The organism is Dactylosporangium aurantiacum, assembly GCF_000716715.1.
Taxonomy (GTDB): Bacteria; Actinomycetota; Actinomycetes; order Mycobacteriales; family Micromonosporaceae; genus Dactylosporangium; species Dactylosporangium aurantiacum.
In genome coordinates this window covers 294,649-319,573 of record NZ_JNYJ01000005.1, presented here as the reverse complement: position 1 = coordinate 319,573, position 24,925 = coordinate 294,649, and the positions used below count along the sequence as shown (strand labels likewise).

General features: G+C 74.0%; 22 protein-coding genes. 14 read left to right on the top strand and 8 right to left on the bottom strand.

Annotated features, from left to right (window positions below; all coding sequences use genetic code 11):
- Positions 1-42 precede the first annotated feature (42 nt).
- Complete coding sequence (locus OP18_RS07665) at positions 43-1,143, top strand: ATP-dependent DNA ligase (RefSeq protein ID WP_389251622.1); 1,101 nt, start codon at positions 43-45, stop codon at positions 1,141-1,143.
- Complete coding sequence (locus OP18_RS07660; protein WP_033358003.1) at positions 1,140-2,678, top strand: alpha/beta hydrolase; 1,539 nt, start codon at positions 1,140-1,142, stop codon at positions 2,676-2,678. The genes OP18_RS07665 and OP18_RS07660 overlap by 4 nt, the downstream gene beginning before the upstream one ends.
- Before the next feature lie 2 nt (positions 2,679-2,680).
- On the opposite strand, the gene ligD is transcribed toward OP18_RS07660, so the two are convergent.
- Positions 2,681-3,700 carry a non-homologous end-joining DNA ligase gene (ligD, locus tag OP18_RS07655; protein WP_033358002.1) on the bottom strand — a complete coding sequence of 340 codons (1,020 nt, stop codon included), beginning with the start codon at positions 3,698-3,700 and terminating at the stop codon, positions 2,681-2,683.
- A 105-nt stretch (positions 3,701-3,805) separates the two neighbouring features.
- Entirely contained in the window at positions 3,806-4,921 is a 1,116-nt protein-coding gene (locus tag OP18_RS52130) for a hypothetical protein (protein ID WP_052386342.1), read from the bottom strand.
- 157 nt (positions 4,922-5,078) lie between these two features.
- Between OP18_RS52130 and msrB the strand changes: the two genes are divergently transcribed.
- The gene (gene msrB, locus OP18_RS07645) at positions 5,079-5,489 is read left to right on the top strand and encodes a peptide-methionine (R)-S-oxide reductase MsrB (RefSeq protein ID WP_033358001.1); all 411 of its coding nucleotides are present in this window, start codon (positions 5,079-5,081) and stop codon (positions 5,487-5,489) included.
- A 51-nt stretch (positions 5,490-5,540) separates the two neighbouring features.
- Here msrB and OP18_RS07640 read toward each other — a convergent pair whose 3' ends face one another.
- On the bottom strand, positions 5,541-5,729 hold the full coding sequence (locus OP18_RS07640) for an ABC transporter permease (protein ID WP_156089342.1): 189 nt from the start codon (positions 5,727-5,729) through the stop codon (positions 5,541-5,543).
- Positions 5,730-6,078: 349 nt separating this feature from the next.
- On the opposite strand from OP18_RS07640, the gene OP18_RS07635 reads away from it, so the two are divergent.
- The 7 genes from OP18_RS07635 to OP18_RS07600 are packed head-to-tail and all read left to right on the top strand — an operon-like array spanning position 6,079 to position 14,262.
- Complete coding sequence (locus OP18_RS07635; protein ID WP_156089341.1) at positions 6,079-8,424, top strand: hypothetical protein; 2,346 nt, start codon at positions 6,079-6,081, stop codon at positions 8,422-8,424.
- A gap of 18 nt (positions 8,425-8,442) precedes the next feature.
- Complete coding sequence (locus tag OP18_RS52125) at positions 8,443-9,333, top strand: methyltransferase domain-containing protein (RefSeq protein WP_052386341.1); 891 nt, start codon at positions 8,443-8,445, stop codon at positions 9,331-9,333.
- Positions 9,330-10,844 carry a deoxyguanosinetriphosphate triphosphohydrolase family protein gene (locus OP18_RS07625; protein WP_033357998.1) on the top strand — a complete coding sequence of 505 codons (1,515 nt, stop codon included), beginning with the start codon at positions 9,330-9,332 and terminating at the stop codon, positions 10,842-10,844. The genes OP18_RS52125 and OP18_RS07625 overlap by 4 nt, the downstream gene beginning before the upstream one ends.
- Positions 10,845-10,848: 4 nt before the next feature.
- Positions 10,849-11,313: a GNAT family N-acetyltransferase gene (locus tag OP18_RS07620; protein WP_033357997.1), complete on the top strand. Its 465-nt coding sequence runs from the start codon at positions 10,849-10,851 to the stop codon at positions 11,311-11,313.
- Between the two features lie 53 nt (positions 11,314-11,366).
- On the top strand, positions 11,367-12,446 hold the full coding sequence (locus OP18_RS07610) for a hypothetical protein (protein ID WP_156089340.1): 1,080 nt from the start codon (positions 11,367-11,369) through the stop codon (positions 12,444-12,446).
- 8 nt (positions 12,447-12,454) lie between these two features.
- The gene (locus tag OP18_RS07605; RefSeq protein WP_033357994.1) at positions 12,455-13,828 is read left to right on the top strand and encodes an FAD-dependent oxidoreductase; all 1,374 of its coding nucleotides are present in this window, start codon (positions 12,455-12,457) and stop codon (positions 13,826-13,828) included.
- A gap of 2 nt (positions 13,829-13,830) precedes the next feature.
- Positions 13,831-14,262, top strand: a complete 432-nt coding sequence (locus OP18_RS07600) for a GNAT family N-acetyltransferase (protein ID WP_033358088.1) — start codon at positions 13,831-13,833, stop codon at positions 14,260-14,262.
- Between the two features lie 1,064 nt (positions 14,263-15,326).
- On the opposite strand, the gene hemQ is transcribed toward OP18_RS07600, so the two are convergent.
- A complete protein-coding gene (gene hemQ, locus OP18_RS07595) occupies positions 15,327-16,028 on the bottom strand; it encodes a hydrogen peroxide-dependent heme synthase (RefSeq protein ID WP_389251590.1) in 702 nt (233 codons plus the stop codon).
- A gap of 5 nt (positions 16,029-16,033) precedes the next feature.
- Positions 16,034-17,392, bottom strand: coding sequence for a protoporphyrinogen oxidase (hemG, locus tag OP18_RS07590; protein ID WP_033357992.1), 1,359 nt, complete (start codon positions 17,390-17,392; stop codon positions 16,034-16,036).
- A 22-nt stretch (positions 17,393-17,414) separates the two neighbouring features.
- Between hemG and OP18_RS07585 the strand changes: the two genes are divergently transcribed.
- Both OP18_RS07585 and OP18_RS52120 read left to right on the top strand, forming a co-directional pair.
- Entirely contained in the window at positions 17,415-18,170 is a 756-nt protein-coding gene (locus tag OP18_RS07585) for an SDR family NAD(P)-dependent oxidoreductase (RefSeq protein WP_033357991.1), read from the top strand.
- Between the two features lie 137 nt (positions 18,171-18,307).
- Positions 18,308-19,456: a HEAT repeat domain-containing protein gene (locus tag OP18_RS52120; RefSeq protein WP_052386340.1), complete on the top strand. Its 1,149-nt coding sequence runs from the start codon at positions 18,308-18,310 to the stop codon at positions 19,454-19,456.
- A gap of 60 nt (positions 19,457-19,516) precedes the next feature.
- Here the strand turns inward: OP18_RS52120 and hemE are convergent, their stop codons facing one another.
- Entirely contained in the window at positions 19,517-20,530 is a 1,014-nt protein-coding gene (gene hemE, locus OP18_RS07575; protein ID WP_033357990.1) for a uroporphyrinogen decarboxylase, read from the bottom strand.
- Between the two features lie 80 nt (positions 20,531-20,610).
- Here hemE and OP18_RS07570 point away from each other — a divergent pair, with 80 nt between their 5' ends.
- Entirely contained in the window at positions 20,611-21,159 is a 549-nt protein-coding gene (locus tag OP18_RS07570; protein ID WP_033357989.1) for a DUF3000 domain-containing protein, read from the top strand.
- Positions 21,160-21,253: 94 nt separating this feature from the next.
- Here OP18_RS07570 and OP18_RS07565 read toward each other — a convergent pair whose 3' ends face one another.
- Positions 21,254-22,054: a hypothetical protein gene (locus tag OP18_RS07565; protein ID WP_052386339.1), complete on the bottom strand. Its 801-nt coding sequence runs from the start codon at positions 22,052-22,054 to the stop codon at positions 21,254-21,256.
- Positions 22,055-22,213: 159 nt separating this feature from the next.
- Complete coding sequence (locus OP18_RS07560; protein ID WP_245635281.1) at positions 22,214-23,149, bottom strand: S1C family serine protease; 936 nt, start codon at positions 23,147-23,149, stop codon at positions 22,214-22,216.
- A 425-nt stretch (positions 23,150-23,574) separates the two neighbouring features.
- Between OP18_RS07560 and OP18_RS07555 the strand changes: the two genes are divergently transcribed.
- Positions 23,575-24,849, top strand: a complete 1,275-nt coding sequence (locus OP18_RS07555; RefSeq protein WP_033358084.1) for an HRDC domain-containing protein — start codon at positions 23,575-23,577, stop codon at positions 24,847-24,849.
- Positions 24,850-24,925: the final 76 nt, after the last annotated feature.

Sequence of the window (24,925 nt, the reverse complement as noted above, 5' to 3'; positions counted from 1 at the left end):
CACCGCGGATCCGGTTACTGTAGGACCGTGGATCTGCCGGTGATGCCGCCCGTTGAGCCGATGCTGGCCAAGAGCATTCCCGATCTGCCCAAGGCGGACGGGATGAGCTTCGAGCCGAAGTGGGACGGTTTCCGTTGCATCGTGTTCCGCGACGGTGACGAGGTCGAGCTCGCCAGCCGCGGCGGCAAGACGCTGACCCGCTACTTCCCCGAGGTCGTCGCGCAGGTGCGGGAGCAGCTGCCGCCGCGCTGCGTGGTCGACGGGGAGATCATCGTGATCCGGCGCGACTCGGGCGAGCCGAAGCTCGACTTCGAGCTGCTCGGGCAGCGCATCCACCCGGCGGCGTCGCGGGTCAACCTCCTCGCCGAGCAGACGCCGGCCTCGTTCGTCGCGTTCGACCTGCTCGCGATCGGCGACGAGGCGCTGGTCGAGGTCGGCTATGCGACCCGCCGCGCCCGGCTCGTCGACGCCCTGTCGGGCGTGCGGGCGCCGGTGCACGTGACGCCGGTCACGACCGACATCGACACGGCCCGCGACTGGTTCTCCCGGTTCGAGGGCGCCGGGCTCGACGGGGTCATCGCCAAGCCCGCCGGCGGGGCCTATGAGCCGGGCAAGCGCACCATGTTCAAGATCAAGCACGCGAGGACGGCCGACGCCGTGGTCGCCGGGTTCCGCTGGCACAAGGACGGGCCGATCGTCGGGTCGCTGCTGCTCGGGCTGTACGACGACGACGGCCGCCTGCACCACGTGGGCGTGTCCGCGTCGTTCACCCGGGAGCGCCGGGCGGAGCTGGTCGAGGAGCTCGCGCCGTACCGCGAGAACATCGCCGACCACCCGTGGAACTGGGCCGGTCAGCAGCCCGGCGAGGCGGCCGCGAGCCTGGACGCCGTGCCGGCCGACGGCGCCACCCGGCTGCCGGGCGGGCTGAGCCGCTGGACCGGCAAGAAGGACCTGTCGTTCGTGCCGCTGCGCCCCGAGCTCGTCGTCGAGGTCGGCTACGACGCGATGGAGGGCGACCGGTTCCGGCACACCGCCCAGTTCAAGCGCTGGCGGCCGGACCGGGAGCCGCGGTCGTGCACCTACGAGCAGCTGGACCGGCCGATCCGCTTCGACGTCGAGTCCGTGCTGGCGGGACGGCCTTGAGGCGCTCGCGGCTGCTGTCGGCGCTGGTGGTGGCGGCGCTGCTCGGCGGGTGCAGCGCGCCCGCGGCGCCCTCGCAGCAGGCGCGCCGGCTGGACGCGCCGGCGGCCGAGCCGTCCACGTCCTCGGCCGTGTTGGTCCCGCCGGCGCAGTGGACCCCGTGCCCCGACGTGTACAAGGGGGTCTTCGCCAACCCGCCGCAGAACGTGAAGTACGACTGCGCGACGGTGCGGGTCCCGCAGGACTGGCAGAACCCGGAAGGGTCCGGCACGTTCGACATCGCGCTGGTCCGCGGCCGGTCCACGACCCAGCGCGACCGGGTCGGGTCGCTGTTCATCAACCCGGGCGGACCGGGCGCGTCCGGGTTCGAGTACGCCGTCTACCGCTCGGTGTACCTGCCGGCCGAGGTCGTGCGCCGCTTCGACGTGATCGGCTTCGACCCGCGCGGCATCGGCCGGTCGTCGCCGGTGAAGTGCTTCTCCGACGCGGACCTCGACGCCAACTTCGGCATCGACCCGGACCCGCAGACGGACGCCGCGTTCGCCGAGTCCGTGGCGCTGACCCGCAGGCTCGCGCAGAGCTGCGGCGACAAGTACGGCGACACCCTGCGCTACTTCTCCACCGAGCAGACGGCCCGCGACATCGACGCGCTGCGGGCGGCGGTCGGCGAGCGGCAGCTGACGTATCTCGGGTACAGCTACGGCACGCTGCTCGGCGCGGTGTACGCGCAGTTGTTCCCGAAGAACGTGCGGGCCCTGGTGCTCGACGGGGCGGTCGACCCGACGCTGTCGATGCAGGACTCCGCCGAGAAGCAGGCGGCCGGGTTCGAGCACGCCTTCGACAACTTCAGCACCTGGTGCAAGGCCAACGCCAGCGCCTGCCCGATCGGCCCCGACCCGCGGGCCGTGGTGACGAAGGCGATCGCCGACGCGCGCACCAACCCGGTGCAGGGCAAGGGGCGCAAGGCGACGGCCGGCTGGGTGTTCACCGCGGTCGTGTCGTCGCTGTACAGCGAATCCAGCTGGCGGGTGCTCGCCCAGGCGATGCAGGACCTGCGCGGCGGCAACCCGGACAAGATGTTCCAGCTGGCGGACTCGTACGCCGAACGCGACCCGCAGGGCAAGTACACGAACATGTTCGACGCGAACGCTGCGGTGGGCTGCGCCGACAGCGACGACACGCCCACGGTCGAGCAGGCCAGGGCGTTGCAGCCGCAGTGGCGCGCGAAGTACCCGCTGTTCGGCGGCGCGCTCGCGCTGAACCTGATCTGCGCGCAGTGGCCCGGCAAGCGTGACCCGTACCCGGCGGCCGAGGCGACCGGCGCCGCGCCGATCGTCGTCATCGGCACGCTCGGCGACCCGGCGACCCCGTACGAGCAGGCGCCCGCCCTGGCGAAGATGCTGGGCGTCGGCACGCTCGTCACGTGGGAGGGCGAGGGCCACACGGCCTACCCGAAGACCGGCTGCGTGATCGACGCGGTCAACCGCTACCTCATCGACCTGCGGGTGCCCGCCGCCGGCCTCAGCTGCGACAAGTAGCGCTACTCGGCGGGCTGCACGGCCCTGGCCCGGCTCGGCTGCACGCGCATCGGCTCGCCCGGCATCTTCGGGTACTCCGGCGGGTAGGGCATGTCGCCCTCGCCGTTCGCGGCGTCGCGCTCCGCCCACTCCAGCAGCGGCGTGATGTCGTGGGCGACGTCGTCGATGCCGGCGTGCGCGTCGCCGAGCCGCGCGATCCGCTCCGGCACGGTGCGCAGGTCGAAGTCGTCGGGCTCGACGTCGGGCAGCTCCTCCCAGCGCAGCGGCGTCGACGCCGTGGCCCGGGCGTTGGCCCGCAGCGAGTACGCGCACGCGATCGTGCGGTCCCGCGCCATCTGGTTGAAGTCGACGAACACCCGCTCGCCCCGCTCCTCCTTCCACCACTTGGTGGTCACGAGGTCGGGCCGGCGCCGCTCGACCTCGCGGGCCAGGGCGATCACGGCCCGTCGGGCCTCCACGAACGTCCAGCGCGGCTGGATCCGCACATACACGTGCACGCCGCGCCCGCCGCTGGTCTTCGGCCAGCCGCGCCAGCCCAGCTCGTCGAGGACCGCCTTGAGCTCGCCGGCGACGACGGCCGCGTCGGCGAAGTCGGTGCCCGGCTGCGGGTCCAGGTCGATGCGCAGCTCGTCGGGGTGGTCGACGTGCCCCCGGCGCACCGGCCACGGGTGGAACACGATCGTGCCCATCTGCGCCGCCCACGCCACGTGCGCGAGGTCGGCGGGGCACAGCTCGTCGGCCTTGCGCCCGCTGGGGAACGCGATCTGCGCCGTCTCCAGCCACGGCGGCACCCCCTTGACGGGGACCCGCTTCTGGAAGAACGTCTCGCCGCCGATCCCCTCCGGGAACCGCTGCAGCGTCGTCGGCCGGTCGCCGAGCGCCCGCATGATCCCGTCGCCGACCGCGACGTAGTACTCGAAGACGTCGCGCTTGGTGAAGCCGCGCTCCGGGAACATCACCTTGTCGGGACTGGTCAACCGCACCGACCGCCCGGCCACCTCGATCTCCAGCGCACTGGCCATGCCAAGCACCCTACGCGCCGGGCGCGCCCGTGGGGGCCCGCGACACCGCTGCGTCACCGGCCGGGACCACTCGGTGCGCGCCGCGGGGCCGCGGAGGCGCGCGGGTCAGGACCGGCGGGCGGCCTGCGGGCTGGGGCGGCGGCGGGGGCGCGGCGCGGCCGGGCGGCCGTCCCGCGGGCCCTTACGGGACGGGTCGCGGTCCTGCTCCTCGCCCCGGTCGCCGAGCCGGGTCAGGTACAGGATCCCGGCCCCGCCGATGATGAACCCGAACCCGATCGTCGTCATCATCGACGACGTGCCGGTCACCGGCAGGACGCCGGCCGCGGTGCCGGTGGCCGTGCCCGCCCCGGAGCCCGCGGACCCGCCGGGGACACCGGTGCCGGTGCCGGTCCCGCCGGGGACACCGCTGCCGGTGCCGGTCCCGCCGGGGAAGCCGCTGCCGGTGCCGGTCCCCCCCGGTGTCGTGCCAGGTGTCGTACCCCCACCGCCGCCGGGCGTGGTGCCGCCACCGGGGGTGCCGTTGCCGGTGCCGCCGCCGGGGGTCGTGCCGCCGCTGCCGCCCGGCGTGCCGTTGCCTCCCGGCGTGCCGGTGCCCGCGCCGCCGCCCGGGGTCGTGCCGCCACCGCCGCCGGGCGTGCCGTTGCCGGCGCCTCCACCCGGGGTCGTGCCGCCGCTGCCGCCAGGAGTCCCGTTGCCGCTCCCGCCGCCGGGCGTCGCGCCGCCGCTGCCGCCGGGCGTGCCGTTGCCCTGGCCGTGACCACCGTGACCGCCGTAGCCCCCGCCTGCCGTGCCCGGGTGCAGCGGGCCGCCGGTGCCGACACCACCGCTACCGCCGTTGCCCTGGCCGTGACCGTTTCCGTAGCCGCTGCCGTGGCCGTTCCCGTGGCCGTGGCCCGCGCTGTGGCCGTGGCCGCTGCCCGCGCTGTGGCCGTGGCCGCCGTAGCCGGGGGCGTCGTCGTCGCCGGTGGCGTGGCCGGCGTACCGCCAGTCGGTGGTGTCGGCCGGGCCGTAGCCGGCGGGGGCGCCGCCCGGGTAGGACGTCTCGCCGGCGGCGCACAGCTCCATCGTGCCGCTCCACGACGCGCCGCAGCCCCCGACCCGCAGCTCCTGCGCCGCCTGCCCGGCCGGCCCGGCCAGCGCCGCCTGCGCCGCACCGGCCACCGGCGTGATGCCCGCGGCGCCGGCCGCGCCGACCGCAACCGCCTTGTAGAGCAGCCTCATCGTTGTCCTACCCCCATCGACCGCTGTGTCAGCAAAAGTCCGAATAACGGCTTTCGTCATCCAACGAGGCGGGGGCGCAGACGTCGCGCGTACCGTGCCAAAAAGGGGTTCGCAGGCTGTAATGGTCGCCCAGGGCCGCGCCGCCTACCGTTGAGGCATGACCGAGCCACTTGTCGACCTGCCCACCACCGATGCCGAGTGGCGCGTGCGGCTGTCCCCGGAGGAGTTCCGGGTGCTGCGCCGCGCGGGCACCGAGGCGCCGTGGAGCGGGGAGTACGTCAACACCAAGACCGCCGGCGTCTACCACTGCCGGGCGTGCGGCGCCCAGCTGTTCGAGAGCACCGCCAAGTTCGACTCCCACTGCGGCTGGCCGAGCTTCGACGACGCCATCCCGGGCACCGTGAAGGAGATCGAGGACCGCAGCCACGGCATGCTCCGCACGGAGATCCGCTGCGCCCGGTGCGACTCCCACCTGGGGCACGTGTTCCGCGGCGAGCGGATGACCGACAAGAACACCCGGCACTGCGTCAACAGCCTCTCGATCCGGCTCGACCCCGCCGCCGGGTAACGGCCGCACGACCTGCCGCGACCGCCGGACGGGCGGTCGCGGCAGGCCCCGTCACCCGCGGGTCTTCGCGCGGAAGCGCAGCGCCGACGCGGCGGTCGACACGGCCGTGAGCGCCAGGCACCAGGCCACCGCCTTCTCCGGCGCCGAGCCGACCGCCCGGTCCAGCGGCAGGCCGCGCAGGCGCTCCACGATCGGCGTGACCGGCTGGCTGGCCGCGAACCCGCGCAGCCACGAGGGCATCGTGCCGGACGACCCGCCGGCCGAGCCGGGCGAACACCGCGTCCCCGCCATCGCGGTCGGCCGGCTCCAGGACGGGCACACCGCGCGATGCGACGCTCACCTACGGTCAGTCACCCGGAAAGCTCGCCGGCTCGTGCCGGTTCACGGGACCCGGCGGGCCCGCGGCACCCGGCATACTCAAGGTGCCGGACGAGACACCGCCCGCACCTCCGGACCGACCCGCGTCCCGGACGGCTCAGCGGTCCCGGTCGACCGCCGGGAGCGCGCCCAGGCGCCCCCGACCGTCCGTGACGCGTTGATAGGGTGCGACGGTCATCTCAAGGGAACGGCGGATCTCGTGGCAGTAACCGTGGAACGACCCACGTCGGCGGCACCGACGTCGGCGCCGGCCCGGCGAAAGCCGCCCGCCTGGGCGCCACCGGCGGTGCTCGGTGTGCTGGTCCTGATCGGCCTGGCGATCTACGGCGTGCCGGTCTGGACCACCGCGATCTTCGCGGGCTACGTCACGCTGGGTCTCATCCTGCCGGGCATGCTGCTGTGGCGGGCGGTCCGCGGCCGGCCCGGCTGGTTCGTCGAGGACGTGGCCGCCGGCCTCGCCGTCGGCTATTCCTGCGAGGTCGTGGTGTACATCGGCGCCAGGTCGATCGGCCTGCCGCTGCTGACCGCCGCCTGGCCGGTCGCCACGATCGCCGTCTTCCTGCTCGTGCCGGGGCTACGGCGGCACTGGCGCCGCACCGACCGGGCCGAGGAGAAGACCCCGTTCTGGTTCTCGGCGGTCCTGTCCGGATCCGCGCTGGTGCTCTTCTACTGGAGCGTCATCCGGTTCTTCCGCACCCACGACCTCGCCGAGCCCGGCATGCTGAGCCCCGACGGCGACTCGCCGTTCCACCTGGCGCTGCTCGGCGACGCCAAGCACCACATGCCGCTCGCCTCGCCGTGGCTGCCCGAGCAGCCGGTGCTCTACCACTGGTTCGTCTACGCCGAGATGGCCTCCACCTCGTGGATCACCGGGATCGAGCCGCAGGTGCTGCTGCTGCGCCTGTCGCCGCTGCCGATGGTCTTCGGGTTCCTGGTGCTGATGGCCGTGCTCGGCAAGCGGCTCACGGGCGCGTGGTGGGCCGGCGTCGCCGCCGCGGTCACCACCTACTTCGTGCTCACCCCGACGCCGTACCAGTGGCGCCTCGACGGCTGGTTCTCCACCTTCGGCACGAACGCCTACGAGGACGGCTCGTCGCTGCGGGCCCAGATGTGGACGAGCCCGACGCAGACGTTCGGCGCGATCCTCTTCGCCGGGCTCGCCCTGGTCCTCGTCGACGTGCTCACCGTCGCCAACCGCAAGCGCTGGGGCCTGGTGGTGCTGCTGACCGCGGCCGTCACCGGCGGCAAGGCGACGTTCCTGCCGATGCTGCTCGCCGGCCTGCTGCTGGTCGTCGCGGTGCGCCTGCTGACCCGCCGGAGGGTCCACCCCGGCGCCCTGATCGCCTCCGGCATCGCGTTCGTCGCGCTGCTGTTCGCGCAGTTCGTGCTGTTCGGCGGCGCCGCGCAGGGCCTGGCGATCGACCCGCTGCACTTCGCGCAGATCTCCGGGGCGTCCTACACGGCCGAGTACGCGATGCCCAACCTCGGGTCCACGTGGCGGCTGGTCCTGGTCGCGCTGATCACGTTCGCCTGCTGGGCGTGCATCTGGCCGGGCCTGATCGGGCTGGCCCGGCTCGCCAGGCGCCGCCGGCCCGACCTCACGATCTCCGCCGACCCGGTCATCCTGATGTTCGGCATCGGGCTTTCCGGCATCGGGGCGCTGGTGGTCCTCGGGCACGAGGGCGGCGCCGAGGGCTGGTTCATGGTGTCCGGGCGGCCGTACCTGTCGCTCGCCGCCGTGGTCGGCCTCGCCCTGATCACGCCGGCCGACGTGCCGAAGCGGCGGATGCTCATGTGGGTGTACGGGGCGATCCTCGCCGGCGCCGCCGCCCTCGTCGTGGTGCACGAGGCCAACCCGAAGTGGACGCCCCGCCCGTCGACCGTCGGCGGGCCGGCGCATTCCGCGTTCCACCTGGTCTGGCCCTACCTGGCGGTGTTCGCGCTGCTCAGCGTCGCCGCGTATGTCGTGCACCGCTCGTCGTTCCCCGCCAAAGGCACCGCCTACGCCAGCCTGCTCGCCGGGGTCTGCCTGGTCACCACGCCGCTGCACCTGTACGAGACGACCCGCGAGGCCAACCACACCGGCTGGCGCGGCGTGGTGCAGTACGAGCCGTTCATCCCGAAGGGCACCAAGGACGCCGGCCGGTGGCTGCGCGACCACTCCGACCCCAGCGATCTGGTGGCCACCAACGCGCACTGCGTCATCACCAGCATCAGCCCGAAGGACAAGTGCGACAACCGGCACTTCGCCTTCTCCGCGTACTCCGAGCGCCGCTTCCTGATCGAGGGCTGGGGTTTCACCAACCGCACGCACGAGGTGGCCGCCGCGACCGGCACCAACGCCGTCGAGGCCCCGTACTGGAACGAACAGTTGCTGGCGGACAACGACGCGGCCTTCACGGCACCGTCGGCCCAGACGATCGGTAAGCTGCGCGACCAGTACCGTGTGCGGTGGCTGTTCGTCGATGAGGTCCGCGCCGCCCCCGCGCCGACGCTGGGCGACTTCGCGCAGCTCAGGTACCGCGCTGGAGAGATCGCCGTCTACGAGATCCGCTGAGGGATGATGAACGACACTGTGACTGACGCCCCCGCGACCGAGCCGGCGGCGGCGGGCCGCCAGGCCCGCCTGGCCGAGGTGCTGGCCTGTCCCGCGTGCCACGCGCCGCTGCGGCTCGACGGCGGCGAGACGATCGTCTGCGCGGCCTGCGGTCACACCGGCCGGCGGCGCGGCGGGCAGCTGAAGTTCGGCGGGTTCGAGTCCGAGGAGCTCACCGCCGACGCGCTGAACCGGATCAAGGAGTTCGTCAAGAAGCGGTTCAACAAGGTGTATCCGACGGCGATCAAGGTCCTGTCGCCGGTGATGGACCGCAACCTGATCATGCCGTTCCTGCGCAGCTTCGACCTCGACCGCGACCTCGTCGCCGACTTCGGCTGCGGCACCCACCGCCGCGACCAGCGGGTCATCTGCATGGACGGCGGCACCTACCCCAACGTCGACATCGTCACCGACCTGCGCAAGGTGCCGCTCGCCGAGGGCAGCCTCGCCGGCGGGATCAGCATCGCCGTGCTGGAGCACGTGCCGGACCCGGCGGCGCACATCGCCGAGATGCACCGCCTGCTGCGCCCGGGCGGCCGCATGCTGGTGTTCGTGCCGTTCATGCAGCCGTTCCACGCCTCGCCCTACGACTTCCAGCGCTACACGGAGGTCGGGCTGCGTGAGCAGTTCCCGCAGTTCGAGGTGCTCAGCGTCAAGGTCGGCGCCGGGCCGACGTCGGGCATGCTGTGGACGCTGCAGGAGTGGCTGGCGATGCTGCTGTCGTTCGGCAGCATGCGGCTGTACCGGGCGATCCTGCCGCTCACCTGGATCCTCTCCCCGCTCAAGGTGCTGGACCTGCTGCTGGCCCGCCACCCCGCGGCGGCGGTGACCGCGAGCGGCTTCGTCATCGAGGTCCGCAAGCCTTCATGAGGGACGCGCGCCTGTTCGGCGGGGCGGCCGGCGACCTGTCCGGCAACCCGTTCCGCGCCGACCGTGACCGGATCGTGGCGTCGCCGTTCTTCGCCCGGCTCGGCGGCGTCACCCAGGTGATCAGCCCCGGCGGCTCCGGACTGCTGGTGCACAACCGGCTCACGCACAGCCTCAAGGTCGCCAGCGTCGCCCGCGGGATCGTGGAGCGGCTGCGCTCCCCCGCCGCCGGCGCGCAGCCGCTGCTGGAGAAGCTCGGCGGCTGCGACGCCGACGTGGTCGAGGCGGCGGCGCTCGCGCACGACCTCGGGCACCCGCCGTTCGGGCACCTCGGCGAGCGGGTCCTGGACCGGCTCGCCCGGCAGCGGCTCGGGCTGCCCGACGGCTTCGAGGGCAACGCGCAGTCGTACCGGATCGTGACCAGCACCGAGATCAGCGGCTCGACCGTCGGGCTGGACCTCACCGCCGCGGTCCGGGCGGCCATGGCGAAGTACCCGTGGACGCGGCGGACCTACCCTTCGCCGCACGTACACCTGATGCATCCGCCACCGCGCGGGGCCGGGGTGGACCCGGAGGACCCCGCGACCGGGTCGGTGAAGTTCGGCGCCTACGTGACCGAGCTCGCCGATCTGCGCCAGGCGCGGGCGCCGTTCGAGGGCCTGCTCGCACAGTGGCAGCAGACCGCGGAGGCGTCGGTGATGGACACCGCGGACGACATCGCCTACGCCATCCACGACCTCGAGGACTTCCACCGGGTCGGGGTCCTGCAGCAGGGCACCGTGGCCACCGAGCTGATCGCCTGGCAGCGCGACGCGACCGAGCTGCGCGCGCTGGACGTCGCCGAGCTGCGCCGCGCCGCCCGCCGGCCGGGGCGCTCGGTGGAGCTGCTGCGCCGCGACCTGTTCCGCAAGGACGGCTGGATCAGCGACGACGACGCGTTCTGGGCGGCGGTGGAGCACGTCCGCCACGAGCTGGTCGACGGCCTGCTCTCGGCGCCGTTCGACGGCTCGATCGAGGCCGAGCAGGGCGTCGCGCGGTTCTCGGCGCGCTGGACCCGCCGGCTCATCGACGCCATCCACGTGCTGCCCGACCCGCCGGTGCGCTGCGGGCACGTGGCGCTCGCCCCCGCCCAGTGGCACGAGGTGCAGGTGCTCAAGTTCGTGCACCACCGGTTCGTGCTCGAGCGGCCGGACCTGGCGCTGCACCAGCGCGGCCAGGCGCGGCTGCTGGGCGCGCTGGTCGAGGCGCTGCACGCGTGGCTGGTCGACCCGGACGAGGCGGCGCGGCTACCGCGACGGCTGCACGACCTGGTCGAGATGGCGCACGCCGAGGTGCGGGACCTGACCGCCGAGGACTACGGCGTGCCCGGCGGCGACTTCGACCCCACGGCGATGGCCCGCGGCCGGGCGATCGTCGACTTCGTCGCCGCGCTCACCGACGGGCAGGCGGTCGGCCTGCTCGACGCGCTCGCGGGACGGTCGCGGCAGCTGTGGACGGACGCCTTCGTATTGTGAGCCCATGTTCACGATTCGCCCGCTCACCCAGGCCGAGTACGACGTCCGCATCCCCGCGCTGAAGGCCGAGTACGCCGCCGACGAGGTCCGCGCCGGCCGCAGCGACCCGGCGGAGGTCACCGCGCGGGTCGAGCGGCAGTTCCAGGCGCTGCTGCCCGACGGCCTGGCCACCGAAGGGCAGCTGCTGTTCGCCGGCGAGGCCGACGGCGAGGTCGTCGGGTTCCTGTGGATCGGCATGCCGACCGCCGAGCGGGCGCAGGCGTGGATCTACGAGATCCAAGTCGAGGAGGCGCACCGCCGCCGCGGCTACGGCCGGGCGCTGATGCTCGCCGCCGAGGAGGAGCTGCGGGCCCGCGGCGTCACCCGGCTCGGCCTGAACGTCTTCGGCCACAACCCCGGCGCCCGGCACCTGTACGAATCGTTGGGGTTCGAGACGACTTCGCTGCAGATGTCGAAGGCACTTGGATAACCGTACGCATCAATAGGTTGCGCCCGTCACTCCTGTACCACTAGAAAGGGTCGGTGACCACCGAGAGTGATCTTCCGGCGACAGGGCGCCGCGTTCACTGGGGCCCGATCGGCGTGGCGGTCGCCGGCGTCGTCACGGTGGCACTGACCGCGATCCTGGTGTACCCGCTGACCCGGCCCACCCGGCCGACGTCGGCGGACGGGCTCACGCCCGAGCAGCGCCGCTCCGCGGAGATGGCCGGGCTGCCGGGCGCCGGCTCCCCCACCGCCTCCCGGTCCGCGTCGCCCTCGCCGTCGGTGTCCACGTCGCCCGGCGGGTCGCCGTCGACCGCGCCGCGGGTCGTGTCCCGGGGCGGCGGGAAACCGGCGGCCGGCAACACCGGGGTCATCGCCGGGACCACGCTGACGGTCCTCACCGGCGACCAGACGATCTCCGCCGACAACACCGTGGTGTCCAACGCCGACATCCGCGGGTACGTGCGCATCACCGGCAGGAACGTGACGATCCGCAACTCGGTCGTGCGCGGCGGGGCGGCGCGGTGCCCGGCCGCGGTCATCCAGGTCGAGGGCAGCGCCGTCATCGAGGACGTCGAGATCGCCCCGGCGAACCCGAACGCCTGCCTCGACGGGGTGTGGGCCACCGCGACGACGCTGAGCCGGGTCAACATCCACGGCACCGTCGACGGCGTGCGCGCCGGCACCGACGTCGTCGTGCAGGACTCCTGGATCCACGACCTGACGTACTACCGCAGCGGCGCCCCCGGCGGCGGCGAGACCATCAACGACGCCGTCGACACCCGCGGCGGCCGCCGCATCACGCTGCGGCACAACGTGCTGTACCCGGGCGCCGACGCCAACGCCGCGTACCAGGTCACCCAGGAGGCGGGCGCGAGCGGCGACATCCGGGTCGAGCGCAACTGGCTCGACGGCGGGCACTGCGTGCTGAACTTCGCCCACCGCGGCGGCGGCCCCACCCCGATGACCGGCATCGCCGTGGTCAGCAACCGCTTCGGCCGCAACAGCATGTTCGTGTGCCCGATCCTCATCAGCACCCAGACCACGCTGAGCACCAACTCGGGAAACGTCTGGGACGACACCGGCGCCGCCATCCCCGCACCCGACAAACACGATTAAATGATCGGGTGACTTCTGCTGAGCGCCTGGTCGTCATCGGCGGCGACGCCGCCGGGATGAGCGCCGCCTCCCAGGCCCGCCGCCGCCGCAAGCCCGACGACCTGCGCATCGTGGCCTTCGAGAAGGGCCAGCACGTCTCGTACTCGGCGTGCGGCATCCCCTACCTGGTCGCCGGCGACGTGGCCGACCCCGACGACCTGGTCGCCCGGACCCCGGCGCAGTTCCGCGACCTCGGCATCGACCTGCGCCTCGGCAGCGAGGTCGTCGGCATCTCCCTCGACGACCGGTCGGTCACCGTCCGCCCCACCGGCGGCGACCCCTACACCGAGCCCTTCGACCAGCTCGTCATCGCCACCGGCGGCGTGCCGGCCCGCCCCGACGTGCCCGGCGCCGGCGCCGCCGGCATCCACGGGGTCCAGACCCTGGAGGACGGCATCCGGCTGCTGTCGTTCCTCGAGGACCACCAGCCGCGCCGGGCCGTCGTCGTCGGCGCCGGGTACATCGGGCTGGAGATGGCCGAGGCGATGATCCGCCGCGGCCTGCAGGTCGCCCTGATCGACGCCGCCGACCAGCCGATGCGCACCCTCGACCCCGACATGGCGACCCTCGTCGCCGACGCGCTGCGCGGCCTCGGCGTCGACCTGCGGCTGTCCTGCCCGCTCGAAGGCTTCGACACCGCCGGGGACCGGGTCACCGGGGTGCGCACCGCCGAGGGGGTGCTGCCCGCGGACATCGTCATCCTCGGCCTCGGCACCCGCCCCAACAGCGGCCTCGCCGCCGACGCGGGCATCGCCGTCGGCGCGAGCGGCGGCATCACCGTCGACCGGCGCCTGCGCACCTCCGCCGAGGGCGTCTGGGCCGCCGGCGACTGCGTCGAGGTGCTGCACCTGGTCTCCCAGCGCCCGACCGCCATCGCCCTCGGCACCCACGCCAACAAGCAGGGCCGCGCCGCCGGCATCAACATCGGCGGCGGCTACGCCACCTTCCCCGGCGTCGTCGGCACCGCGGTCTCCAAGATCTGCGCGTACGAGGTCGCCCGCACCGGCCTGTCCACCGCCGAGGCCGCCGCGGCCGGCTTCGCCACCTTCTCCACCGTCACCGAGTCCACCACCCGCGCCGGCTACTTCCCCGGCGCCCTCCCCATCACCACGAAGATCATCGCCGAGCGCACCACCGGCCGCCTGCTCGGCGCCCAGATCGTCGGCCAGGAGGGCGCGGCGAAACGCATCGACGCCCTCGCCGTCGCCCTGTGGCACGGCATGACGGTCGAGGAGATGACCGGCCTGGACCTCTCCTACGCACCGCCCTTCGCCCCCGTCTGGGACCCGGTCCTCATCGCCGCCCGCAAGGCCGCCGAGCAACTGGCTACCCTCAAGCCGTGATCATGCACAGCGCGCCCTTCGCCTCGTTGGACGTCTTCACCCTGTACGCCCTCCTCCGCCTGCGCAGCGACGTCTTCGTCGTCGAGCAGCACTGCGCGTACCCCGACCTGGACGGCCGCGACACCGAGCCCTCCACCGTCCACGTCTGGCTCACCGACCCCCCGGACACCGTGCTCGCCTACCTGCGCGTGCTCACCGAACCGGACGGCTCGGCCCGCGTCGGCCGCGTGGTGACCGCCCCGACCCACCGCGGCCAGGGCCTGGCCGGCCGCCTGCTGACGGAGGCCGTGACGGTGATCGGCGACCGCCCCGCCACCCTGGACGCCCAGACCACCGCGATCCGCGTGTACGAACGCTTCGGCTTCACCATCTCCGGCCCCCCGTTCCTCGACGACGGCATCGAACACGTCCCCATGCACCGCCCCGCCCCGTAACGCCTCCGCCGCCCGCGGACGACGGACGCAGCCGGCCGACACCACCGGTGAGCGTGTTTTCGACCAGACGCGGACACCTCCGCCCGGCGAGCCCGGCGAACCGATCCGACCAGCCCCACGCGCCACGCCCAGGCACGGGCGGCCGGCACCCCGCGAACGCCCGTTTCACCGCAGCGGCGACTCGGACGCGGGGCGCCACCTCGCCAGCCCGGTCCGGCCGGTTGGAGACCGGCATCTCACCCCTGCGGATCAGGCGGACCAGCCACCGGCAGCACCGGCGACGACTCCACCGGCATCGAACCGGCATCGAACCGGCATCGAACCGGCCACGGAAACGGACCACACCACCGACGACCCGCCACAACGGCAGCGACCGGGCAGGCCAGCGCCGACCGGGCCACGCCAGCAGCGACCGGGACAGGCCAGCAGCGAGTTGACCAACCGCACCAGGCCACACTGCGCCGCGCCAGCGCGACAACCCACGCCACCGGCAGCAGGTCGGCAACGAACCGCCCGCCGGGAACAGGCCAGCCCACCCACAACGGAAACAGACCACACCACCGACCGCTCGCCACGACGGCAGCGACCAGCCAGACCAGCGGCGACCGGGCAGGCCAGCGCCGACCGGGCCACGCCAGCAGCGACCGGGACAGGCCAGCAGCGAGTTGACCAACCGCACCAGGCCACACTGCGCCGTACCAGCGCGACGACCCACACCACCGGCAGCAGGTCGGCAACAAACCCGCCCACCGGGAAGAGCCAGCCCAGCGGCCACGAACCAGACCGCACCACCGACGACCCGCCAGGTCGGCAGGACCAGTCACGACCGCAGCGACGGGCCAGACCAGCGGCGACCGGCCTGCCGCCGCCCGGCCGACGACCGACCGTGACACCGCACCGGCCAGACCGCCGGCCAGGCCAGGCCGTTGAAGGCCGGGCCCAGTCAAGGCCCAGGCCCAGTCAAGGCCCAAACCCAGTCAAGGCCCAGGCAAGGCCAGGCCAGTAGCGATGCCCGGGGTGTCCCGGCGAGCGAGGCGGTGCCCCGGCGAGAAGTGAGGCGGCGGCTACGGCAGGTTGGCGACCAGGTCGGCGATGTCGCGGCGGCGGCCCGTGTAGAAGGGGACCTCCTCGCGGACGTGGCGGCGGGCGGACGAGGCACGCAGGTCGCGCATCAGGTCCACGATGCGGTGCAGGTCGTCGGCCTCGAAGGCGAGCAGCCACTCGTAGTCGCCCAGGGCGAAGCTGGCCACGGTGTTGGCACGCACGTCCGCGTAGCCGCGGGCCATCTTGCCGTGCTCGGCGAGCATGGCGCGGCGCTCCTCGTCGGGCAGGAGATACCACTCGTAGGAGCGCACGAACGGATACACGCAGACCCAGGCGCGCGCCACCTCGTCGGCGAGGAAGGCCGGGATGTGGCTCTTGTTGAACTCGGCCGGGCGGTGCAGGGCCAGCTGCGACCAGACGGGCCGCAGGTGGGTGCCGAGGGCGGTGCGCCGCAGCGCCGCATACGCCTCCTGGAGGGCCTCGGCGCTCGGGGCGTGCCACCAGACCATGAGGTCGGCGTCGGCGCGCAGGCCGGCCACGTCGTAGGTGCCGCGGACCACGACGTCCTTGGCGGCCAGGTCGGCGAGGAACGCGGTCGCCTCGGCCGCGATCTCGGTGCGCGAGGCGGGGTCGAGGGGGGTCGCAGCCTGGAACACCGACCACATCGTGTAGCGGATCGAGTCGTTGAGCTCGCGGATGCGGGCGGCGTTGCTGCTGGTCATGGTCGTCATCCTTCCAGGGCGTGGATCAGCGCGTCGGCGGCGGTCCACCCCGATGTGACGCAGGCGGGGATGCCGACGCCGTCGTAGGCGGCGCCGGCGACGGCGATCGCCGGGTGGGCGGCGAGGGTGGCGCGCAGCGCGGCGACCCGGTCGCGGTGGTGTGGCTCGTACTGCGGGAGGCCGCCGCCCCAGCGGAAGACGGCGGCGTCGACCGGGTCGGGCAGGCGGTCGGTGCCGAGGAGGCGGGCCACCTCGTCGCGGACCAGGTCGAGCAGGTCGGCGTCGGTGCGCTGCAGCTGCTGCTCCTCGCCGGCGCGGCCGACGGAGGCGCGCACCACGGTGAGGCCGGGGCGGCGCAGGTGCGACCACTTCTGGTCGAAGAACGTGACGGCCTTGACGGCGAAGCCCTCGGTCGCCGGCACCAGGAACCCCGACAGCTCGGGCAGCTTGGTGGCCGGCAGCGCCAGCGCGGCGAGGGCGACGCTGGCATAGCCGAGCGGCACGCCGGCCACCCCGTCCACCGTGGACAGCAGGCGGGCGGCGGGAGCGGCGGGCACGGCGAGGATCACGCCGTCGGCCTCGACCGTGGACGGGTCGCGGGTCGAGCCGACGGTGAGGCGCCAGCCGGCGCCGTGCCGGTGCAGCTCGCGCACGGGCAGGCCGAGCCGGACGTCGGGCAGGGTGGCGGCGACCGCGTCGACGAGCCGGCTCATGCCGCCGCGCACGGCGCTGAACACGGGCGCGCCCGGGGTGACCCGCCGCGCGGCCAGGGCGGCGCGGACGGCGCCGGTGAGGGTGTCGGACCGCTCGGCCGCGTCGGCGAGGGCCGGCAGCGCCATGCGCAGCGAGAGCCGGTCGGCGCGGCCGGCGTAGACGCCGCCGAGCAGCGGCTCCACGAACCGGTCGACGACGAGGTCGCCGCGGCGCGGGCGGACCAGCCCGCCGACGGTCACGTCCTCGCCGGGGGCCAGCAGGGGGCGGCCCGACGGCCGGTCGGCCGGGTCCTCGCCGGCGGGGATGCCCATGAGGGTGCCGGCCGGCAGGTCGAGCAGGCCGCCGCCGGTCGCGACCGCGGCCTTGGCGGTGGCGGGGTGCACGAGCTCGTCGCCGAGCCCGACCTGCTCGGCGAGGCGCACCGCGGCGCTCGGGCCGCCGGCCGGGTCGCCGGACAGGAACGACTCGGCGCCCCGCTCGACCGGGCCGCCGGCCAGGGCGACGGTGCGCAGCTTGCCGCCGGGACGCTCGCCCTGGTCGAACAGCACCACGTCGAGGTGCGGGGCGCGCTCGCGCAGCCGGTGCGCCGCGGCCAGACCGGCGATGCCGCCGCCGATGACCGCGACCCGTCTGCCCACGCCCCCAACCATGCCCCGAGTCTATGGTCGGCATATGACAGAAACGCGAGTGGCCGTCGTCACGGGCGCGGCGCAGGGCATCGGGCGCAGGACCGCGGAGCTGCTGGCCGAGGAGGGCTACCGGCTGGCGGTGATCGACACCCGGCCGGTGGACCTCGACGGGCTCGTCTTCACCGGTGACGTGTCCGACGAGCAGGACGTCGCCCGGTTCGTGAGCGAGGTCGAGAGCGTGTACGGCGGCTGCGACGTGCTGGTGAACAACGCCGGCATCGCCTCGATCGCGCCGGCCGAGGACACCGACGCGGCGCAGTGGCGGCGGGTGCTCGACGTGAACCTGACCGGGCCGTTCCTGCTGTGCCGGGCGTTCGGGCGGCGGATGCTGGTCCGCGGCAACGGCTCGATCGTCAACATCGCCTCGGTGGCCGGGCTGATGGGGGTCGCCGACCGGGTCGCGTACAACGCCAGCAAGCACGGCCTGATCGGGCTGACCCGCACCCTCGCGGTCGAGTGGGGCGGCCGGGGCGTGCGGGTCAACGCGGTCTGCCCCGGCTGGGTGAAGACGGAGATGGACGACGAGTCGCAGGCGTCCGGGGCGTACGCGGACACCGACATCACCGACCACGTGCCGATGGCGCGGTTCGCGCAGCCGGAGGACATCGCCCGCGCGGTGGCGTTCCTCGCCGACCCGGAGCGCTCCGGTTTCGTCAACGGTGCCGCACTCTCCGTCGACGGCGGCTGGGCGGCCGACGGGTCGTGGCAGTCGCTGCGGCTGGGCAGCCGGGGGCGCTGAGGGAGGTCGTCACCGCGGCCGGTGTACCCGAAGTGCGTCGATATGTCGTCGGGTCGGGCGAATCTGACCAGCGGGATGTCCATCTGTGGGGCGAACCCCTCTGGAACATCTCGCCGGAGGCGAGCAGACTCTCTCGGATGAGCGACCTCGCGTCCTCCCGACCGTCACCGGACGAGCCGAGCGACCGCGCGCTGGACCCCGGCGCCGCCGGCGGTCACGCCGCGTGGGCCGCCGACCCACCCGGCGGCGAGCCGTGGCGCGCCGAGCCGTGGAGCACGGACCCGTGGCAGATCGGCGCCGGACAGGTGACCCCCGGCCAGGACGGGGACGCCTACGCGACGGACCCGCTCGCCGACGTCATCGCCGACCTGGCCGACCTCGCCGACCCGGCGGCCGCGGCCGCCGCCGCGGAGGCGGCCGCCGCGGCGCGGGCCACGCCCGTCGACGACGTGGAGCCGACCGCGCGGACGATCTCGGCGCTGCTGGCCGACGCGGCGACGTCCCCGGCCGAGCTCGCCGACGCCGTCGCCTGGTGCTACGACGACGAGGCGCTGCCGCTGCTGCTGCCGCTGATCCACCACGCCGACGCGCGGGTGCGGCGGGCGGTCGCCCAGGCGCTGCCGAGCGTGCTCGGCGAGGCACCGCCCGACGACACGGTGCGGGCGCTGCTGGTGCTGAGCAACGACCCCGACGACGACGTGCGGGACTGGGCATGCTTCGCGCTCGGCACCCAGCTGTCGGAGGTGGACGCGCCGGTGCTGCGCGAGGCGCTGCTCGTGCGGCTCGACGACCCGCACGACGACACCCGCTGCGAGGCGCTGCTCGGCCTGGCCCGGCGGCGCGACGAGCGGATCCTGCCGGTGCTGCAGGAGCGGCTGGCCCGCGACAACGTGTTCTCGCTGGAGATCGACGCGGCCGGCGCGCTGGGCCACCCGTCGCTGCACACGCTGGTGCGCGGGCACCTGTCCGGCTGGGACGACGACGTGGTCGCGCGGGTGTGCGCGGCGCTGCGGCTCACGGACCCCGACGGCGTCGGCGACGACCTGCTCGACGGGCTCGCCGAGTGGTTCACCGGCGGCGCGCCGCACGCCAGCGACGAGGACCGCTACTGGTGGTCGGTGACGCTGCAGCTGCTGGAGCACGCCGAGTACCGGGCGCCGGAGATCGCCGAGCAGGTCCACACCCGGCTCGCCGGCGAGGCCCGGGCCACGTCGCTCATGCTCGGCTCCCGGCTGGCCCAGCTCGCCGGCGACCACGGCTGGTGGCGCTGGAGCCCGACCTACTGAGCCACGGCCGGCACCGGCCCGAACAGCGCCGGCACCGCCCCGAGCCGCGAACGGCCCGGGCTACGCCGAGTGGACCAGCTCCACGAGACGGGTGAGCACGTCGGGGTCGGTCTCGGGCATGACCCCGTGCCCGAGGTTGAAGATGTGCCCGGGCGCCTTGCGCCCCTCGGCGATCACCCGCCGCGCCTCCTGCTCCACGACCTCCCACGGCGCGAACAGCACGCACGGGTCGAGGTTGCCCTGCAGCACCTTGCCGGGCACCCGCCCCGCCGCCGCGTCCAGCGGCGTGCGCCAGTCCACGCCGACCACGTCGGCGCCGGCCTCCGCCATGGCGGGCAGCAGCTCGCCGGTACCGACGCCGAAATGGATCCTCGGCAGGCCCGTGCCGGCCAGCCCGTCCAGGACGCGGCGCGAGTGCGGCAGGACGTAGCGGCGGTAGTCGGCCTCGGACAGGGCCCCCGCCCACGAGTCGAACAGCTGCACCGCGTGCACGCCCGCGTCCGCCTGGACCCGCAGGAAGGTCAGGGTGATGTCGGCGAGCCGGCCGCACAGCGCGTGCCAGACGTCGGGCGCGCCGTACATGAGCGCCTTCGTCTTCACGTGGTGCCGCGACGGGCCGCCCTCGACGAGGTAGCTGGCCAGGGTGAACGGCGCCCCCGCGAAGCCGATGAGCGCGGTCGGGCCGAGCTCGGCGAGCAGCAGCCGGATCGCCTCGGCGACGAACCCGACGGCGTCAGGGCTCAGGGCGGGCAGCGCGTCGACGTCGGCCATGGTCGCGACCGGCGCCGCGACGACGGGGCCGGTGCCGGCGACGATGTCCAGGTCGACGCCGGCGGCCTGCAGCGGCACGACGATGTCGCTGAACAGGATCGCCGCGTCGACGTGGTGGCGGCGCACCGGCTGCAGCGTGATCTCGCAGACCAGGTCTGGCCGCCGGCACGACTCGAGCATGCCGATGCCGGCACGCAGCGCGCGGTACTCGGGCAGGGACCGTCCCGCCTGGCGCATGAACCAGACCGGGGGGTGCGGCACCGCCTGACCGCGGGCGGCACGCAGAAGCAGATTGTCAGTCATAGCGAAGTCATCGTTTCACTGCGTGCACGGCGGCGGCGCGGCGGCACCCCCTGCGTGGGTTTGCGCCTTACTCTTCCGGTATGGCGCCATCGACCGCGACTCCCCTCACGTTCACCCGGGCGGTGGAGGACCTGCGCGCGGTCACGGCGCGGCCCGAGATCGAGCTGGAGGAGATGCCGGCGCCGCAGCGGCTCGCACCGTTCGCGCACGCGATGAGCGGCACGGTGCTGCGCGACGGCGACGAGGTCGCCACCGGCCGGCTGATCCTGCTGCACGACCCGGCCGGGCACGAGGCGTGGGACGGCACGATGCGGCTGGTCACGTACGTGACGGCGGAGCTGGAGGCGGAGCTGGCCGCCGACCCGCTGCTGCCCGGGGTCGGCTGGAGCTGGCTGACCGACGCCCTGGAGAGCCACGGCGCCGCCTACACGGCGATCGGCGGCACGGTCACCCAGACGCTGTCGACCCGCTTCGGCGACCTCGCCGGCCCGCCGACCGCGGCGGACCTGGAGATCCGGGCGTCGTGGACACCGACCGACGTGGACCTGCAGGCCCACGTGCACGCCTGGTGCACGCTGCTCGCCTCGACCGCCGGCCTGCCCCCGCCGGGCGTCACCGCACTGCGCTGACAACGAAGCCGACGACGAAGCCGACGACGAAGCCGACGACGAAGCCGACGACGAAGGGCGGGCCGCACGGCCCGCCCTTCGTCTACGCGTGGGATCAGATACCGAGCAGGCCCTCGGCCTCGTCGCACGGCTTGTCCATCTCGGTGAGCTTGTTCTGCAGCGTGGCCTTGTCGCCCTTGTTGGACGCGTCGAGCGCCTCGATCAGCAGCTTCAGGCAGGTGCCGATGACGTCACGCTGGCGCTTGGCCTCGGTGCTGTCAGCCGTCACGCCGCGCAGCTCCTGCTGGGCCTTGGTGAGCTCGTCGGCCTTGGCCTTGAGGTCGTTCTTCGTCTTGTCCAGCTCGCCCTGGGTCGCGGTGAGGCTGTCCTGGCGCTGCGACGCGAGCTTCTCGGACTTGTCGAGCTTGCCGCTCTTGTCGATGTACAGCCCGACGAACACGCCGGCCGCGATGATCGCGAGCGCGAGGAGGCTGGCGAGGATCGGCACCGCGACGCTCTTCTTCGGCGCCGGGCCGGGGGTCTGGTAGCCGCCCTGGGCGTACCCGGGCGGGCCGGAGACCGGGCCGTAGGCGACCGGCGGGCCGGACATCGGCGGCGCCGACATCGGCGGGTTCGCCATCATCGGCGAGGTCGGCGGCGCGGACACCGACGGCTCCAGGTTGTACGACGCGGGCTGCTCGCCGTAGGTGGGCAGCTGCTGGGTGCCCTGGTCGTACGGGTTGGGCTGCGGCGGCTGGCCGTAGCCCTGGTCGTGGGTGGGGGCGGGCTGCGGCGGCACCGGGGCGCCGTAGGGCGACTGCGGCGCGGCGGGCGGGTAGGCCCCCTGCGCCGCGTTCGGGTCCGGGTAGGCGTAGCCCTCGTGCGGGTTGCCCTGGGGGTTATTGGGGTAGGTCATCTCTTTCTTCCTCCTGATGATCCCTCCGGGCAGCGCCCCGGGCGGGGTCGAGCGGCCGCCGCGACCGGGACGCGACGACGTGGTGCAGAGTCGGCACGGCCTGCGGCAGGCCGTGGTTCTGGACGGTGGTGCAGGTCGGACGTGCCGGGTGCGGCGGGATCAGCAGATGCTGATCGTCTCGCAGACCACCGAGATCGGGATCGCCAGACCGATGCCTTCGGACTCCCGCGCCTTGAGCGTCGCGACGCCGACCACCTCCTTCTTGGCGTTGAACACGGGCCCGCCGGAGTTACCGGGGTTGATCGCCGCGTCGAACTGCATCAGGTTCTCGCCGCCGAGCGAACGGAACGCGCTGACGACGCCGGTGGTGACGGTGTCCTCGAGGCCGAGCGGGGCGCCGACGACGAGCACGGGCTCGCCGACCTTCGGCACCTGCGCCGCGGCGACGAGCCGGGTGAAGTCCTCGTCGGTGTGCAGCACCGCCAGGTCCTTGTCGGGGTGCGCCTCGAGGATCTTGGCCGGGAACCGCTGGTTGGTGCGCTCGATGCTGACGTCGCGCTCGCCCTTCTCGTAGGCCTCCTGCACGACGTGGTAGTTCGTGATGAGGTTGGTGCCGCCGCCCGAGGGCGCCTTGCCGAGCGCGAACGAGGTGCCGGTCGCGTACTTCGTGGTGACGCGGAACACGCTCGGCCGGACGCTCTCGGCGACGGCCGCGGCGTCGAGGTTGCCGCCCGTCTTGGCCTCGAGCTTGTCGGCGCGGTCCTCCAGGGCCCTGAGCCGGGTCTCGTCGCTCTGCTTGGCGGCGCTGGCCGCCTTCTCGGCCTTGTCCAGGCGCGACTCGAGCCGGACGATGAACGCGGCCTGCACGCCCACGACGACCAGCAGGAGCAGTGCCAGCGCCAGGGCGAGGGCGCCGCCGCGGCCGCGGCGGGCCCCGTCGGGGTGCTGCCCGGCGTGCGGCGGGACGCTGTGCGGCGGCGGCCCGGCGGGCGCGGAGACGGGCCAGGCGCTCGTCGGCTGGGCCGGGAAGCCGCCGGTGGCCGGGCCACCCGCGGGCGACACGCCGGCCGCCGGGAACGATCCGGTCGGCGTCATGCGTGGAGGAAGTGGACCGAGTCGCTCCGAGTCGTCGACGGATCGGTCCGTGTGGCGCGGACGATCGTACGAATCGGAGGTTCCGGAAGCCACCGGGTTGGAAGGGTCATACCCGGCCGTCATGCTTCTCGTTTCCTTCCTGTCACAATTCCACCCGTTTGTCCTGCGGCGCGGTCGGAGTGCGGCATCGCAGTCGGCCTCACCCTAAACTGCCCGCACAAGCCTCGCGACCTCCGTGGCAACCAACGGACACAACCGGAAGTACCAGTTCGGCTCGCGCACGCGACCGTACCGGGGCGGCCCGGGTTTGTCCGTCCCGCAACGGCGTGTCCCGGGCCACCCGGACGCCGCCGGAGCACACCGGAAACCGACGCGCCGGACCCGGCTGCATCGGCGTTCCGGTGCCGCAACGTACCGTGGTCCGGGTGACCGACGAACCCCCCGCGCGGCGTCGGGACGAGGAGCCAGACAGTCCGGACAAACCGGACGACAAGACCGAGCCCGTCCTGCTGACCGCCCCCCGAGACGGGACGCCCGAGCCGATCACCGACCGGGCCGAGCTCGCGCGCGCCGTGGAGCGCTTCGCTCAGGGCAGCGGCCCGGTGGCCGTGGACGCCGAACGCGCCTCCGGCTACCGGTACACGCACCGGGCCTATCTCGTGCAACTGCGCCGTGCCGGAGCCGGCACCGTCCTGATCGACCCCCTCCCCTTCGGACAACTGCCAGAGCTCGACGAGGTCATCTCGCCGACCGAGTGGATCCTGCACGCCGCCAGCCAGGATCTGCCCTGCCTCACCGAGCTCGGGCTGCGCCCCACCCGGCTGTTCGACACCGAGCTCGCGGCGCGCCTGTGCGGCTTCGAGCGGGTCGGCCTGGCCGCCCTGACCGAGTCGCTGCTCGGCTACACCCTCGAGAAGCACCACTCGGCCGCCGACTGGTCGACGCGGCCGCTGCCGACGTCCTGGCTCACTTACGCGGCGCTGGACGTCGAGCTGCTCCTGCAGCTGCGCGACACGCTCGCCGAGGAGCTGCACGAGCAGGGCAAGACGGAGTGGGCGGCGCAGGAGTTCGCCGCGCTGGTCGCCTCCGCCGGCGACCCGCCCCGGGTGCGCGCCGACCCCTGGCGCCGCACGTCGGGCATCCACCGGGTGCGCGGCGCCCGTGCCCTGGCCCGGGTCCGCGCGTTGTGGCAGGCCCGTGACGAGATCGCCGCGCGCCGCGACGCGAGCCCCGGCCGGGTCCTCGCCGACGCGGCGATCATCGCCGCCGCCGAGGCCGACCCGAAGGACGAGCGCTCGCTGCTGGCCCTCGCCGGCTTCGGCGGGCGCTCGGTGCGCCGGCTCGCGCCGACGTGGCTGGCCGCGCTGGCCGACGCCAGGGCGCTGCCGGACAAGGAGCTGCCGACCACCCCGCCGTCGGAGGGGCCTCCCCCGCCGCACCGGTGGGCCGAGCGCGACCCCGTCGCGGCGGGCCGGCTGGCCCGGTGCCGGGAGCTGGTGACCAGCCTGGCCACCGCCCACCGGGTGCCGCCGGAGAACCTCATCACCCCGGACTCGGTCCGGCGCCTGGCCTGGTCGCCGCCGGAGGAGCTCACCGAGGAGGCGGTCGCCGCGGTGCTGTCCGGCTACGGCGCGCGCCCGTGGCAGGTCGCGCTGGTGACGCCGGGGCTGACGGCGGCGCTGGAGGTGCCGGCCCAGTAGCGGGCGGACGACAACGGACGGGCACGGGGCAGGTGTGGGCGGATCCACAGGCGCACCGGACTTACTGGCGAGTAAC

Excerpts from the sequence above, each read along its gene's own strand:
- msrB (WP_033358001.1), top strand. The coding sequence starts at position 5,079 with ATGACCGAGCCACTTGTCGACCTGCCCACCACCGATGCCGAGTGGCGC.
- OP18_RS07600 (WP_033358088.1), top strand. The coding sequence starts at position 13,831 with ATGCACAGCGCGCCCTTCGCCTCGTTGGACGTCTTCACCCTGTACGCC.
- OP18_RS07625 (WP_033357998.1), top strand. The coding sequence starts at position 9,330 with ATGAGGGACGCGCGCCTGTTCGGCGGGGCGGCCGGCGACCTGTCCGGC.
- OP18_RS07620 (WP_033357997.1), top strand. The coding sequence starts at position 10,849 with ATGTTCACGATTCGCCCGCTCACCCAGGCCGAGTACGACGTCCGCATC.
- OP18_RS07560 (WP_245635281.1), bottom strand. The coding sequence starts at position 23,149 with ATGACGCCGACCGGATCGTTCCCGGCGGCCGGCGTGTCGCCCGCGGGT.
- OP18_RS07640 (WP_156089342.1), bottom strand. The coding sequence starts at position 5,729 with ATGCCCTCGTGGCTGCGCGGGTTCGCGGCCAGCCAGCCGGTCACGCCG.
- OP18_RS52130 (WP_052386342.1), bottom strand. The coding sequence starts at position 4,921 with ATGAGGCTGCTCTACAAGGCGGTTGCGGTCGGCGCGGCCGGCGCCGCG.
- OP18_RS07565 (WP_052386339.1), bottom strand. The coding sequence starts at position 22,054 with ATGACCTACCCCAATAACCCCCAGGGCAACCCGCACGAGGGCTACGCC.
- hemQ (WP_389251590.1), bottom strand. The coding sequence starts at position 16,028 with ATGACCAGCAGCAACGCCGCCCGCATCCGCGAGCTCAACGACTCGATC.
- OP18_RS07665 (WP_389251622.1), top strand. The coding sequence starts at position 43 with ATGCCGCCCGTTGAGCCGATGCTGGCCAAGAGCATTCCCGATCTGCCC.
- OP18_RS07570 (WP_033357989.1), top strand. The coding sequence starts at position 20,611 with ATGGCGCCATCGACCGCGACTCCCCTCACGTTCACCCGGGCGGTGGAG.
- OP18_RS07585 (WP_033357991.1), top strand. The coding sequence starts at position 17,415 with ATGACAGAAACGCGAGTGGCCGTCGTCACGGGCGCGGCGCAGGGCATC.
- OP18_RS52120 (WP_052386340.1), top strand. The coding sequence starts at position 18,308 with ATGAGCGACCTCGCGTCCTCCCGACCGTCACCGGACGAGCCGAGCGAC.
- hemE (WP_033357990.1), bottom strand. The coding sequence starts at position 20,530 with ATGACTGACAATCTGCTTCTGCGTGCCGCCCGCGGTCAGGCGGTGCCG.
- hemG (WP_033357992.1), bottom strand. The coding sequence starts at position 17,392 with ATGGTTGGGGGCGTGGGCAGACGGGTCGCGGTCATCGGCGGCGGCATC.
- ligD (WP_033358002.1), bottom strand. The coding sequence starts at position 3,700 with ATGGCCAGTGCGCTGGAGATCGAGGTGGCCGGGCGGTCGGTGCGGTTG.